Origin of the sequence: Curtobacterium sp. MCPF17_018 (assembly GCF_003234135.1) — a bacterium.
In the GTDB taxonomy this organism is placed as follows: Bacteria; Actinomycetota; Actinomycetes; order Actinomycetales; family Microbacteriaceae; genus Curtobacterium; species Curtobacterium flaccumfaciens.
In genome coordinates this window covers 248,225-261,231 of sequence record NZ_QKSJ01000004.1, presented here as the reverse complement: position 1 = coordinate 261,231, position 13,007 = coordinate 248,225, and the positions used below count along the sequence as shown (strand labels likewise).

Genomic DNA, 13,007 nt, shown 5'->3' with positions numbered 1-13,007 from the left:
AACGGCAAGGTCGCCGCGGCCAACGCGTTCCTGTTCGAGCTGCACGGCGGCTCGCTCAAGCCCCTCCAGCTCGAGGGCGACAACGCCATCCTGACCGGCACCACCGTCCACATCTCGGAAGACGCCGCCGGCCTGCTGAACAAGACCTTCGGCACCGACGCTGTCAAGCGCGGCCTGCTCGTCGGCACCGCCACCATCACCGCCCAGATCAAGTAACACCCCGCACCACCACAGTCGGCCCGGACCACGCAGCAGCGCGGTCCGGGCCGTCGTGCGTCGTGCGCCGAGCAGAACCGGGCGTACCTGGCGGAACCGGGCATACCTGGCGGAACCGGGCGTACCTGGTGGAACCGGGCGTACCTGGTGGGTTGTTTCGACCAGGTACGCCCGTTCTTGCGAACCAACGCGCGCGCGATGGGAAAGAACGGGCGCACGGACGGACGGGAGGCCCGGTGCCAGCTGGCACCGTGCCTCCCGTCCGTCGTGTCCGCGCGCCGGGCCGGCGGCCCCTGCCGGGACTCGGCCCCGCGGACAGCTTGCGCGTACCGGGACCCGCAACCTGTCCGCGGGGCCGAGACTCGGGCTGCCGGGGCCACGCGCGCAACGAGCGACGCCCCGACCGGACCGGTCGGGGCGTCGCTCGTGGTGGTGCCCATCAGCGGATGATCGAGATGTTGTCCGCCTGCGGACCCTTCTTGCCCGGCCCGATCTGGTACTGCACGTGGTCGTCCTGGGCGAGCGGCCGGGAGCCGGTCGCCGCGACGATGCTGGAGAAGTGCGCGAACAGGTCCTGGGACCCGTCGTCGGGGTGGATGAAGCCGTACCCCTTGCTGTGGTCGAACCACTTGACGGTGCCCGTGGGCATGGCGGTCAGCACGGTGTCAGTGGATGCGCAGCTGCGCGACCATCGGGCACGCGAAGGGGTCGCGGGCGGCGAGGCCGACGCGGTTGAGGTACCGGACGACGATGCCGTAGGACCGCAGCAGCGTGGTCTCGGTGTAGGGCACGTCGAGGGTGTCGCAGTGGTCACGGACGAGCAGGCGGGCCTGCTTCAGTGCCGGGCGCGGCATCGACGGGAACAGGTGGTGCTCGACCTGGTAGTTCAGGCCGCCCATCAGGAACGACACCCACCAGCCGCCACGGATGTTGCGCGAGGTGCGCACCTGGCGGGAGAAGAAGTCGACCTTCGCGTCGTGCGCGATGGTCGGCATGCCCTTGTGGTTCGGGGCGAACGAGGCGCCCATCATCACGCCGAACACGGCGAGCTGCACCCCGAGGAACGCACACGCCATCCCGAACGGCAGGAACCAGAACACGACGGTCAGGTAGATCGCGAAACGCGCCACGAGCAGGGCACCCTCGATGAGGCGGTGCTTCTTGTCGGCCTTGGTGCCGTTTCCGGTGACGATCGACATCACCGCGTAGCGGTGCAGGTTCAGGCCCTCGAGCGTCAGGAGGGGGTAGAACAGCCACCCCTGGAAGCGCATGAAGGTCTTCATCGCGCCGCCCTTGACGGCCGCGGCGTCCTCCGGCAGGAACCGGATGCCGTCGGGCGCGATGTCGGGGTCCTTGCCGACGGTGTTCGGGTTGCCGTGGTGGCGGGTGTGCTTGTTCATCCACCACGAGTAGCTGAGCCCCACGAGGAACGTGCCGAGCCAGCGGCCCGCGCGGTCGTTCCACTTCTGGGACTCGAACACCTGACGGTGCGCGGCCTCGTGCGACAGGAACGCGAACTGCGTGAACAGCACGCCCAGCGCGCCGGCCACGATGAGCTGGAACCACGAGTCACCGAGGAACGCGAACGCGACCCAGGTGAGGGCAAGACTGCCGACGAGTGCGCCGAACAGTGCCCAGTAGAAACCGGTACGACGGCGGAGCAGGCCGTTCTCCTTCACCTGCGCCAGCAGCGCGGAGTAGGTCGAGGTGCCCTTGCGGGCACCCGTAGCGGGACGAGTGCGGGTGTAACCCTGAGCGAGCGGAGTGGTGGTCATGTGGACCGCCTTCCGGTACGGATCGGTCCTTCAACCGGTTCGAGGGAGTTCACGCGAGTGCGCTTGTGGCGACCCTAGGGGCCGAACTTGCGTGTTCACCGTGGTGTCCGGAACACGTCGCGCGACACACCGGTTCAGCCCGCGTGGCGCTCCGGACCGTCTGCGCACGACCCGGACGATGCACGCAACGTCTGCCCCGGGTACTCCCGGAACCGACGGAAGTACGTCCCCGAGAACCGCCCGAGGTGCCGGAAGCCCCAGGCCATCGCGGCCTCGCTCACGCTGGTCTCGTGCCGGCTGCTGGACTCGAGGACCGCGTGCACCCGGTCGAGCCGCATCCGCAGCAGGAACGTCATCGGCGAGACTCCGTGCTCCCGCATGAAGGACGTCTGCAGGGTCCGCGGGCTCACACCCACGGCGTCGCAGATGTCGGTGAGGCACAAGGGCCGGTCGCAATGGCCCTCGAGGTAGGCCTCGGCGAGTTCGACCGTCGACGGCATCACCGCACGGCGGAGCACCGCGGGCGTCAGCACCCCGAAGGCTCGGAGCACGGCCTCGACCAGCGCGACCTGCGCACCGGTCCGGGCACCCGGGGTGAACCCGTCGCGCGTCGCGGTGACGGCCACCTGCTCGACGCACCGGCGCAGGTGTTCGAGCGCCGCGATGGCGGGCTCGGCTCCCCGGGTCGGCAGTCCCGGCGCTGCTGCTCCCAGCGACGAGCCCACCTGGTCGAGGAGCGACCGGTCGATGCTCACGAGCTGCAGCGTGCCCTTCGGGGCACGCACCGAGAACTCCCCGGACGTCGGCATCAGGACGGGCGTGCCGGGCCTGGTCTCGAGGACGACCCCGCCGTCGACGGCGACGCGGACACCGCCGGTGCTCGACCACCCGACGACGATGCGGTCGTTGGGTTGGAAGACCCCGGAGAAACCGGAGGTCGCCGACACCGTGACGAGGCTCACACAGCCGTCCCGTCGGGTCCGGTAGCGGAACCGGAACGGCAGCCGGAAGGCGTCGTCCTCGAGGTCGAAGCGCACGTCACGGCCGTGCCCGGCCTGGGCGAGCACGCGTGCCGCGAAGGCCCGGTCGGTACCGGAGCGTTCGGTGCGACGTCGGTGAGCGTCGATCCGCGCGGTGACGGTCCGGGCCGTGTCGGTCCCGTGGACCGCGGTCAGCACGGTGCCTCGTCGAGGTGCTGTCCGCAGTGGTGCTCGAACCAGGCGCGGGCGTCCTGCAGGGTGGCCCGTCGGTCGTGCTCGTGCAGCGCCGCCATGAGCGTGCAGTCGAAGCCGTCGACCGTGCGCTCGATGAACCCGAGGAGCATGTCCGGGTCACCCCAGGCGGCAGCTGCGTCGACGACGCGCCAGCACCCGGAGTCGACCGGCTGCACCCGGATGTCGGTCGGGTCCGTGGCGGCGAGCGCCCGGATCCGGTCGGTGTGGACGACCTGCTGCCAGACGACGGCATCGGTCATCCTGGTCGTGGTCGTGGAGCCCTGTCGGTGTCCCATCGCGCCTCCCTGTCGGTTCGATGTGGCGCACCGCCAGAACAGCGGCACACGAGACAGTTTCAGTATCGACAGGACACTTCCCGCAATGTCAGGGGTTGACTTCGGGCCGTACAGGGCTGATCATGCACGGCCTCGCTCGGCCTCGATCGGGCCCTGGGAGCGCACCATCGACGGTTCCCGTACGGTCGGCTCATGACCGACGGGAGCAGTGCGACCCAGGACGTCCCGCCCCGGCTCTCCCGTGCGGTACGTGACGCCCTCCGGTTCGTCCACGAGCACGCGGCGACCCACATCACGGTCGCGGACGTCGCTGCGGCCGTGCAGTTGTCGCCGCGGAGCCTGCAGAAACGGTTCCAGGCCGAGATCGGGCAGACCCCGGGGACGTTCCTCCGGGCGGTCCGGCTCGAGGGGGTGCGGCGTGATCTGCAGGCGGCTTCCGGCGCACCGGACCGGCAGACCATCGCCGAGATCGCCGAGCGCTGGCAGTTCAGCAACGCGGGCCGGATGGCCGCGGCCTTCCGTGCGGCCTACGGGATCGCTCCCTCGTCGGCGTTGCGCTCCTTCGTTCCGGAGGAGGACGAGGACGGCGCACCGAGCCTGTCGGACCGGAACCAGCGGCGCTTCCGCCTGGTGCTCGATTGCGAGGTCGACGTCGACGACCCGAAGGCCGTGCTCACCGGGGCCCTGCAGCGAGCGGGGTCCGGCCCGTGGCGCGACTACCGGCCCGACGGCGGGAGCGAGGACCTGATGGCGTTCCTGCTCGGCAACGCGGTGCGGGCGGTCGTGCGCGAGACGTCCGGCGTGAGCCTGGTCGCCCTGGACGCGATGCTCCGGGTGCAGGACGAGCAGGGGTCGTACCCGCCGGTCGAACTGCCGGCCTGGCGCGCAGGACCGCCGTCCAGCGCGCCTGCGCCGTCCGGATCGTCCGGAACGGGACAGCGCGTAGGATCGGATCACGGCAGGGAAGGCGACCATGGATGACGCATTCGAGCGTGCACTCCGTGCGCTCCGGTCGGCGGACATCGCCGACGACGAACTCAGTCGGCCGATCGCGCTCGCGCTGCCGATGGGCGGCGTCGCGATCTCGACGTTCGGTGAACTCTGCCCCAGCGAGACCGTCTCGGCGACGGACCAGGTCGCCGTCCGCGTCGACGAGATCCAGTTCGACCTGTCCGAGGGCCCGTGCTGGGCCGCCCTGGCGAAGGACGCCCCGGTCCTGGAGACCGACGTCGTCCGTCATCCGAACGCCGCGTGGCCCGCCTTCAACGAGGCCGTCCGGAGCGAACCGGTCGGTGCGGTCTTCGCGTTCCCGGTCGCGTTCGGCCCGTTCCCGCTCGGCGCGGTCGACGTGTACGTGCCGCGGCCCGCCACGATCGAGGACGACACGGTGCGGCAGGCCATGACCCTCGCCTCGGCCGTCAGCCGCCGGGTCCTCCGCAGAGCCCTCCGCTCGATCGCGGACGAGGACGACGCCCTGCTCGACCGGAGTCCCTCGTCGCGTCGCGTGGTGCACCAGGCCACCGGGGTCGTGCTCGCGCAGCTCGACATCAGCCCCGAGGACGCCTACCTGCTGCTGCAGGGCCACGCGTTCGCCCGTCGGAGGACGATGCGGCGGGTGGCGGAGCAGATCCTGGACGGCACGGTCCGGTTCGAGAAACGAGGCGACCTGATCGAGGAGGTCCAGTGACGACGGCAGGCAGAGAAGCACAGATCCTCGAGACGTTCACATCGCTCGCCGACACCCTGGTGGATGCGTACGACGTCCTGGAGCTCCTGCAGACCCTGGTCGAGACCTGCGCCGACGTGCTCGGCATCGACGCCGCGGGCATCCTGCTGGCGAACGACGACCAGGAGCTCGAGGTCGTGGCTTCGACGTCCGAGGCCACCCGGCTCGTCGAGGTCCTGCAGCTCGACGCCGAGGCCGGCCCCTGCATGACCTCGTTCGCGACCGGACGGGCCGTGACGTGTCCGGACATCGAGTCGGCACCGGCGGAGTGGGCGATGTTCCGCACGGGTGCGCTCGCGCTCGGGTTCCGGTCGGTGCACGCCGTCCCGCTGCGGCTGGGGAGCAACGTCATCGGCACGCTCAACCTGTTCGGTGTCGGCCCCGGTTCCCTCGGGGAGACGGACCTGCGCGTCGCCCGGGCCCTGGCCGACGTGGCGACGATCGGCATCCTGCACGAACGGTCCCTGCGCGAGCACGAGGTCGTCCGCGCACAGTTGCAGCGCACGATCGGCTCGCGTGAGGTGATCGAGCAGGCCAAGGGTGTCGTGTCGTACCTGCGGGGCGTCTCGATCGAGGACGCCTTCGCCGTGATCCGCGGGTACGCGCTCGAGCACCACGAAGCACTCTCCGAGGTCGCCCGCGCGATCGTGCAGCGCCGACTCGTCCCCTGACGAGCAGGCCGGAGCGCGCCTGAGCACGCCCCGTCGACACCGCTGGCCCGGTCGGTCCGCCGGACCCCGACCCTCCGCCCGCTACGGTGAGCGGATGGGCAAGGTCACGCTGCAGGACGTCGCCGCGCACGCCGGTGTCTCGATGAAGACCGTGTCCAACGTCGTCCGCGGCTACCAGCACGTCAGCGACCCCATGCGCAGCCGGGTACAGGCCGCCATCGACGAGCTCGGCTACCGGCCGAACGTGTCGGGCCGGTCACTCGCGACCGGGCGGTCGAACATGCTCGCCTTCGCGTTCCCCGACCTGCGTCGCCCCTACTTCGCGGAGCTCGCCCACGTCTTCTCGCGGGTCTGCGCCGACCGCGGCTACCAGCTCCTGCTCGAGGAGACCGCCGGCGACCCGGACGGCGAGCGCTCCGCCGTGCGGGGGCGTGAGGCCGGCGTGGTCGACGGGGTCGTGATCCACCCCCAGGTGCTCACGCCCGAGACGATCGACCGGATCCGCGGGGACACCGCCGTGGTGTTCCTCGGCGAGGACGTCCGGCCGCCGCACGCCGACCAGGTCGTCATCGACAACGCCGGCGCCGCCGCCGAGGCCGTCGCGCACCTCGTCGCGCTCGGTTGTCGCCGCATCGGGTTCTTCGGGCACGAGACCGGGCCGTCCTCGCGCACGTCCGGCCTGCGCCTGGACGGCTACCGCGCCGGACTCGTCGCCGCGGGCCTGCCGCTCGACGACGCGCTGCTGGTCCCCCGCGAGGTCGGCGACGCCGCCGGTGCCGAAGTCGCCTTCGGTGCGGCGCTCGACGCCGGCCTGCAGGTCGACGGGCTGCTCTGCCGCGACGACCTGGCGGCGCTCGGGGCGCTCCGGGCGATGCGCCTGCGCGGCCTGGACGCGCCCCGTGACGTCGCGGTCGTCGGCTGGGACGCGGTCGGCCTCGGGTCGAGCCTGGTGCCGAGTCTGACCTCCGTCGCACCCGACACGGTCGCCCTCGCCGGCACTGCCCTCGACCTGTTGGTCGAGCGGATGGACGGCTCCGAGGTGCCCGGTCGGCTCGTCACGGTCGGCCACCGCCTGCTCGTCGGCGAGAGCGCGCCGTACGCGGACGGCACGTCCGACCGGGCGGCGCACCAGGGCGCCTGACGACGGACAGGAGGCCCGGCGCGCGCCCGGCCACGAGCCTCCAGTCCGCAGTGTGGCCGGTCCCAGGGCACGTGGCGGGCCCGGCCACGGGCCTCCCCTCCGCCTCGTCCCACGTCGCCTGCCGTCAGCGGCCTGCGGGAGTCGACTCCCCCGGGTGCACGCTGCCGAGCAGCTCGACGACGACGTCCCGCAGGGCGTTCGGCAGGCCCACGGTGCCGAGCTCGACGATGCGCTCCGCACGCGGCAGGTCCTTCGCCACGACCTCCCACGCCTCGAGCTTCTCCGGGTTGCCGGCCTGCGCGCCCTCGAGGACCCGCCGGACGGCGTCCCGCGCGTCGACACCGACGACCGGTGCGCCGACCAGCGTGACTGAGCCACCCGACGCGGAGTCGACCGACAAGTCGACCGAGAACCGGTCGGCCGAACGCGCCGACGGCTCCTGGCCGTCGGCAGGTGCGGCGAGGAACGTGATCCGCCACTCGCGGTGGGCGGGGACGACGTCGAGGGCTCCGGTGGTGGCGTGCACCCGGAACTCGGCGTGCTCGGGGTCCCAGCTGAGACGTGTCCGGGCGGTGCGGCTGCCCTCGCCCTCGTGGTCCTCGACCATGGTGAAGGCACCCGGGGCACCCGGGGCGACGAGGACCTCGAACGCCGTCGGGTTGACGGTGGCGTCGAGCTGGTCGGCCGCGGCGAGCGGCAGGATCCCGCCGGCGCGCAGCAGGACCGGCACCGTGTCGAGCGTGCGGTGCAGGTCGACGAACCGGTCGCCCGCGTACACCGTGCCGGTGAAGACGTCGGTCCAGGTGCCCGGCGGCAACCAGGCCCGGGCGACCCCGTGCCGGCTGACCGGGTCGCGGGGTGCGACGATCGGGGCGACGAGCAGCTCCGAGCCGAACGCGTAGGTGTTCGGCACCCGGTACGCCTCGTCGCGGCGCGGCTCCAGGTGGTAGAGCGGCCGGACCAGCGCGGTTCCCTCGGCGGTGCCGTGGTTCATCGTGTGCAGGTACGGCACCAGGCGGTGGCGGAAGCGGAGCGCCTCGCCCATCGCTGCGCGCGCCTCGGCCGGGAACACCCACGGCTCCTTGCGGATGAACGGGTTGTTCGCCGAGTGCAGACGCATGATCGGCGAGAACACCCCGAACTGCACCCAGCGGGTGGCGAGCTCGTCGTCGCGGACGCCGCGGGTGTGGCCGCCGATGTCGTGGCTCCACCAGGGGTAGCCGATGTTCGCGGCGGTGGCGGTGAACTCGGGCTGGAACGCCAGGGACGCCCACGACACGACGGCATCGCCGGAGAACCCGACGGCGTAGCGGTGGCTGCCGGGGCCGGCGTAGCGCGAGAAGGTCATGCCGTCGACCGGGGCTGCAGCTTCGTCTGCGTCTGCGCCTGCGCCTGACGCGGTGTGTCGCGCCGAGTCGAGCAGGTGGAAGTGGTTGAGCAGCCACAGCGGGTCGACCCCGGGCAGCCCGGTCTCGCGGCCCTGCTGCCAGTCGATCCACCAGAAGTCGACGCCCTGCTCCTCGAGCGGGCGGTGCAGCTGTTCGAAGTACGCCTGCAGGAACCGGCGGTCCGTCGGGTCGAACGGGATCGGCTGCTCGGTCTCCGGGTCGACCCCCATCGCGCGCGCCACCGCGGGGTAGGCGTCCTCGAACGCCCGCACGCCATCGGCCGGGTGCAGGTTCAGCGTCGTGCGCATCCCCCGGCGGTGCAGTTCGGCGAGGAACGCCCGCGGGTCCGGGAACAGCGACGGCTCCCACGAGTACCCCGTCCAGCCGTTGCCGAAGCGCGGCGGGACCGAGTCCACCCGGTGCCAGTCCATGTCGATGACGGCGACCGAGAACGGCAGGTGTTCGTCGGCGAAGCGGTCCAGCAGCTCGAGGTACGAGGTGTCGCTGTACGGGTGGTACCGGCTCCACCAGTTGCCGAGTGCCCACCGCGGCATCCGCGACGGCGGCCCGGAGACCGCGTGGTAGGTGCGCAGCGCGGCGTCGTAGTCGCGGCCGTACGCGAAGACCGTGACGTCGCGGCGCCCGGGGACCCGCGTGCCGATCCAGCCGTCGTCGGCGAACAGGAACGACTCGCTGTCGTCGAGCGCGGTGATGCCGTCGCGGGCCAGGATCCCCGGTTCGAGCGGCATCCGGCCGTCGACGTCGTCGAGGGTGCGGCCGGTGCCGCCGAGGTCGCGCGGCTCCTGCCCCCAGCGCCAGCGGTTGGCGTCCGGGCCGGTGGTCTCGACGACCAGGCCGCTCGGGCTGAACGGGCGGCCGTCGTAGCGCAGTCGGGCGCGGTCGGTGGTGACGACGACGCCGGCGGCGGTGCCGGTGCCGTCGGCGGCGGCCGTCCGCTCCACGGTGAACGCCGGCACGGGCAGGCGGCGGCGCATCGCGAAGGTCGATGCCCGGTCCTCGAACCCGCCGTCGTCGCTCCACTCGATGCGGAACGCCCCGGCGTCGAGCACGGTGATGCGCCAGTGGTCGCCGGTGACGACGGCTGCGGGGTCGGCGACCGGGTCCGAACCGGGGAACGGACGGATGGTGGGAAGGACGGCGCTGGTGGTGCCGGTGGTGGTGGTGGTGCTGGTGCCGGTGGTGCTGCTCACGTGGTGCCTCTCAGCTCTTGACCGCGCCCTGCGTCACGCCGCTGATGACCCAGCGCTGCGCGAACAGGTAGACGATGATCGTGGGCGCCATCGCCATCAGGTACGAGGCGAAGGCGACGTTGTAGTTGGTGCCGAACTGACTCTGGAAGATGTTCTGCACCACGGGCAGGGTCTGCAACCCCGGATCCGCCGTGATGAGCGACGGCATCATGAAGTCGTTCCACGATGCCAGGAACGCGAAGATGCCGACCGTCGCGTTCATCGGGCCGAGGAGCGGCAGGATGATCCGCCAGAAGATCTGCCACGTGGATGCCCCGTCGATGCGGGCGCTCTCCTCCAGCTCCACCGGGATCGACCGCAGGTACGCCGAGTAGAGCAGCACGCTGAACGACAGTTGGAACATGGCGTGCAGGATCCCGACGCCGATCGGGTTGTCGAGGCCGATCTCGGCGGTCAGCTTGATCTGCGGCAGCGCCACTACCGGGAACGGCAGGAACATCGCCGCGAGCAGGTAGACGAACGAGTAGCGGAAGAACCGCTTGTGCCAGTTCCGGACGATCGCGTACGAGGCGAACGAGCTGAGCAGCAGCGTGGCGACGACGGTGAGCGCCGCGACGCCGAGGGACACCGAGAAGGACACCGGGAACCGGGTCAGCTGCCACGCCTCGGCGAAGGAGCCCGGGTTGAACGGGAACGGCAGCGAGAGCGCGTTGCCGTCGACGGACTGCTCGGTCGTCTTGAACGCCATCGAGAGCGTCACGTACAGCGGGATGAGCACGGTCAGCGACGCGAGGCCGAGGACCACGGTCAGGGTCCAGTTCGTACCGCCCAGTCGTCGGCGGTGGCCGCGGCCGGAACGACCGGCGCCGCCGGTGGTCACGGCGCGGGTGTCGGTCGGGGGTCGTGTGTCGATGGCGGTCATGCGAGTCGCAGGTTCCTTCCGCGGGTCGCCGCGAGCTGCAGCACGGAGATGAGGACGGTGATGATGAAGAACACGGTCGCGTTCGCCATCTGGTAGGCGTAGTCGCCGCCGGTGAAGCCGCCGAAGATGGTCATCGCGACGCTGCTCGTCGCGCTGCCGGGGCCGCCGTTGGTCAGACCGACGATCACGTCGTAGGCGCCGAGGTAGCCCTTCACGCCGAGCACGGTGTTGATGACGATGAAGCCGCCGAGCAGCGGGAGCGTGATCGAGCGGAGCTGCTTCCAGCCGGTCGCGCCGTCGAGCGCACTGGCCTCGTACAGCTCCTCGGGGATGGACGTCAGACCCGCCGTGTAGATGAGGAGCGCGCCGGGCACGGTCTGCCAGGCGGACACGATCACGATCGCGAGCCAGGCGAGGTTCGGGTCGCCGAGGATGCTCTGCTCGAGCGGGCCGAAACCGACGCTCGTGGCCAGGGCCGGCACGGTGTTCGAGAACAGGAAGTTGAACACGTAGGCGACGATGATCCCTGAGATCACCATCGGGATGACGAACACCGACCGCAACCCGGCGGCGAACCGGATCTTCTTCGCCAGGGCGATCGCCAGGGACAGCGCGACGACCTGCGTGACGACGACGGTGACGGCCGCGAAGCCGAGCGTGAAGCCGTACGACGCCAGGATCGCCGGGTCGGAGACGAGCGCCTTGTAGTTCTCGACGCCGATGAAGTCCCACTGCCCGAACCCGAGGTAGTCGGTGAAGCTGTAGAACACGCCGACGCAGGCGGGGGCGACGACGAACGCCGTGAACAGCACGAGGGCCGGCACGAGGAACAGGTAGTACATGCCCTCGGTGCGGCTGAGTGAACCGACACCGCGCGCGCCCACACGTCGGTGCGTGCGGGCGGCGTCGGTCGCCGGTCCGGAGGTCTCCGGGTCGGTGTCGCGGGAGAGCGGGGTCTGCATGGTCATGGTGGCTCCTGTGTCCTGGTCCGGCTCAGACCGTCGCGGAACGGCCGGCGAGCCGCCGCCAGTCCGAGTCGAGCCGCTGCAGCATCGAGGTGAAGTCCCCGCTCCGGATCGCCGACTGCAGGTAGTTGCCGAGCGGGATCGACGTGGGGATGAAGGTGCCGGCGCCCTGGTAGAACGCCGCGTCGTCGACGTACTGCTGCAGGCCGGCGAGGCGCTCGTCCTGCTGCGGCGGTGCGTCGATGCGAGGCGAGTACGCCAGGTTGTCGCGGTTGTAGGCGTCGATGACCTCGGGCTGCATGAGGAACTCGACGAGCTCCTTCGCCTGCTCCGGGTGCTCGGACGCCGTGGGGATCCAGAGCCCGAGGTCGATGTTGACCCGAGCCTTGCGGTCGGCCGGGTCGTTCGACACCGGCAGGGCGAAGGTGCCGACGGGCAACTTCTCGTCGATGAGCGCGATCTGCCCGAGCGCCCACGGGCCCTGCAGGTACATCGCGGCCTCGCCCTTGCCGAACGCCAGGTTGCCGTCGGCGTAGGCCCGGGTGGCGTGGTCGCGGTTGAAGAACGACGAGATGGTCTTCGCGCGCTCCATCGGCACCGCGAAGTCCTTCTCGAACGACACCTCGGAGTCCGGCCCGACGTCGGCGCCGAGGGCCTTCATCCTGCGGAAGAACGAGCCGGTGTCGACGAGGCTGCCCACCGAGTAGTCGAACAGGCCCTGCCAGAGCGTCCAGGTGTCCCGGTCGGTGGCGTAGATCGGCGTGATGCCGGCCTTCTGCAGCGTCCGGCAGACCTCGACGAACTCGTCCCACGTCGTCGGGACCGGCAGGTCGTGCTCGGCGAAGATCCGCTTGTTGTAGATCACCCCGGCCGCCGCGAGCGAGTACGGCAGCACGCTCGTGCGGTCCTCGAACTTCGCGTACTGGTTCGTCAGGGTGTCGATGTCCGGTCGGACCCGCGCTGCCGACGGCAGGTCGCTGAGGTCGCTGAGCACGCCGCGCGAGATGTACCGGGCGAGCTCGAGGTTGTCGTTGAAGCACCCGACGTCGGCCGGTTCGCCGCGCACGAACTGCGGGGCGATGGCCGCCGTGCTGTCGTGCACGACCGACAAGCCGGCGTGCTCCCCCTCGAACTTCCGCAGCAGCTTGTCGAAGTAGGCGATGACCTCCTGCTTCTGCTCGTAGAAGCGGAGCGTCGTGGCACCACCGGCGGCACGCCCCGGGGTCGCGCACCCGGCGAGCGCCATCGTGCCGAGTGCGATGCCACCGGCCGCGCCCGCGAGGAACCCCCGCCGGCTCACCGCGGCCTGGAGTGTTGCGGTCCTGCTTCCCACCATCGGGTCTCTCCCTCGTTGCGCATCGTCGCGCAGGCTCCTGTTTACAGCGCTGTAAAGCGCACGTCAACGTTGTAATCGCATGTGGCAGTGGTCGGTGCGCCCCATGGACGGGAGGCACAGTGCCATCCCGCCCCGCGCCTCCCGTC

Annotated in this window: 12 protein-coding genes and 1 pseudogene; 5 read left to right on the top strand and 8 right to left on the bottom strand. The window is 71.0% G+C overall.

All coding sequences use genetic code 11. The features are described 5' to 3' along the window. Positions 1 to 216: pseudogene (locus DEJ27_RS17720) on the top strand (hypothetical protein); the annotation flags it as partial. Between the two features lie 439 nt (positions 217 to 655). Here DEJ27_RS17720 and DEJ27_RS07275 read toward each other — a convergent pair. The 4 genes from DEJ27_RS07275 to DEJ27_RS07260 form a co-directional block, all read right to left on the bottom strand. After that, positions 656 to 865 (bottom strand): cold-shock protein, encoded by a 210-nt coding sequence (locus DEJ27_RS07275; protein ID WP_111090613.1) that lies wholly within the window; start codon positions 863 to 865, stop codon positions 656 to 658. Positions 866 to 881: 16 nt separating this feature from the next. Then, entirely contained in the window at positions 882 to 1,991 is a 1,110-nt protein-coding gene (locus DEJ27_RS07270; protein ID WP_111090606.1) for an acyl-CoA desaturase, read from the bottom strand. A gap of 134 nt (positions 1,992 to 2,125) precedes the next feature. Then, positions 2,126 to 3,169, bottom strand: a complete 1,044-nt coding sequence (locus tag DEJ27_RS07265; RefSeq protein ID WP_111090605.1) for a helix-turn-helix domain-containing protein — start codon at positions 3,167 to 3,169, stop codon at positions 2,126 to 2,128. Then, on the bottom strand, positions 3,163 to 3,501 hold the full coding sequence (locus DEJ27_RS07260; RefSeq protein ID WP_146238504.1) for a hypothetical protein: 339 nt from the start codon (positions 3,499 to 3,501) through the stop codon (positions 3,163 to 3,165). Before DEJ27_RS07260 ends, DEJ27_RS07265 begins: the two co-directional genes overlap by 7 nt. 192 nt (positions 3,502 to 3,693) lie before the next feature. Here DEJ27_RS07260 and DEJ27_RS07255 point away from each other — a divergent pair, with 192 nt between their 5' ends. The 4 genes from DEJ27_RS07255 (at position 3,694) to DEJ27_RS07240 (ending at position 7,039) form a co-directional block, all read left to right on the top strand. Next, positions 3,694 to 4,482: a helix-turn-helix transcriptional regulator gene (locus tag DEJ27_RS07255; RefSeq protein WP_110859358.1), complete on the top strand. Its 789-nt coding sequence runs from the start codon at positions 3,694 to 3,696 to the stop codon at positions 4,480 to 4,482. Then, positions 4,475 to 5,188, top strand: a complete 714-nt coding sequence (locus DEJ27_RS07250) for a GAF and ANTAR domain-containing protein (protein ID WP_110859357.1) — start codon at positions 4,475 to 4,477, stop codon at positions 5,186 to 5,188. Before DEJ27_RS07255 ends, DEJ27_RS07250 begins: the two co-directional genes overlap by 8 nt. After that, entirely contained in the window at positions 5,185 to 5,898 is a 714-nt protein-coding gene (locus DEJ27_RS07245) for a GAF and ANTAR domain-containing protein (RefSeq protein WP_110859356.1), read from the top strand. The genes DEJ27_RS07250 and DEJ27_RS07245 overlap by 4 nt, the downstream gene beginning before the upstream one ends. 94 nt (positions 5,899 to 5,992) lie before the next feature. Then, entirely contained in the window at positions 5,993 to 7,039 is a 1,047-nt protein-coding gene (locus DEJ27_RS07240; RefSeq protein ID WP_110859355.1) for a LacI family DNA-binding transcriptional regulator, read from the top strand. A 124-nt stretch (positions 7,040 to 7,163) separates the two neighbouring features. On the opposite strand, the gene DEJ27_RS07235 is transcribed toward DEJ27_RS07240, so the two are convergent. The 4 genes from DEJ27_RS07235 to DEJ27_RS07220 are packed head-to-tail and all read right to left on the bottom strand — an operon-like array spanning position 7,164 to position 12,825. Continuing rightward, the gene (locus DEJ27_RS07235; RefSeq protein WP_110859354.1) at positions 7,164 to 9,638 is read right to left on the bottom strand and encodes a TIM-barrel domain-containing protein; all 2,475 of its coding nucleotides are present in this window, start codon (positions 9,636 to 9,638) and stop codon (positions 7,164 to 7,166) included. A 10-nt stretch (positions 9,639 to 9,648) separates the two neighbouring features. Then, complete coding sequence (locus DEJ27_RS07230) at positions 9,649 to 10,560, bottom strand: carbohydrate ABC transporter permease (protein ID WP_110859353.1); 912 nt, start codon at positions 10,558 to 10,560, stop codon at positions 9,649 to 9,651. Beyond that, the gene (locus DEJ27_RS07225) at positions 10,557 to 11,528 is read right to left on the bottom strand and encodes a carbohydrate ABC transporter permease (RefSeq protein WP_110859352.1); all 972 of its coding nucleotides are present in this window, start codon (positions 11,526 to 11,528) and stop codon (positions 10,557 to 10,559) included. The genes DEJ27_RS07230 and DEJ27_RS07225 overlap by 4 nt, the downstream gene beginning before the upstream one ends. 25 nt (positions 11,529 to 11,553) lie before the next feature. Further along, on the bottom strand, positions 11,554 to 12,825 hold the full coding sequence (locus DEJ27_RS07220) for an ABC transporter substrate-binding protein (protein ID WP_110859351.1): 1,272 nt from the start codon (positions 12,823 to 12,825) through the stop codon (positions 11,554 to 11,556). Between the last annotated feature and the right edge of the window lie 182 nt (positions 12,826 to 13,007).

Excerpts from the sequence above, each read along its gene's own strand:
- DEJ27_RS07275 (WP_111090613.1), bottom strand. The coding sequence starts at position 865 with ATGCCCACGGGCACCGTCAAGTGGTTCGACCACAGCAAGGGGTACGGC.
- DEJ27_RS07270 (WP_111090606.1), bottom strand. The coding sequence starts at position 1,991 with ATGACCACCACTCCGCTCGCTCAGGGTTACACCCGCACTCGTCCCGCT.
- DEJ27_RS07260 (WP_146238504.1), bottom strand. The coding sequence starts at position 3,501 with ATGGGACACCGACAGGGCTCCACGACCACGACCAGGATGACCGATGCC.
- DEJ27_RS07255 (WP_110859358.1), top strand. The coding sequence starts at position 3,694 with ATGACCGACGGGAGCAGTGCGACCCAGGACGTCCCGCCCCGGCTCTCC.
- DEJ27_RS07250 (WP_110859357.1), top strand. The coding sequence starts at position 4,475 with ATGGATGACGCATTCGAGCGTGCACTCCGTGCGCTCCGGTCGGCGGAC.
- DEJ27_RS07240 (WP_110859355.1), top strand. The coding sequence starts at position 5,993 with ATGGGCAAGGTCACGCTGCAGGACGTCGCCGCGCACGCCGGTGTCTCG.
- DEJ27_RS07230 (WP_110859353.1), bottom strand. The coding sequence starts at position 10,560 with ATGACCGCCATCGACACACGACCCCCGACCGACACCCGCGCCGTGACC.
- DEJ27_RS07225 (WP_110859352.1), bottom strand. The coding sequence starts at position 11,528 with ATGACCATGCAGACCCCGCTCTCCCGCGACACCGACCCGGAGACCTCC.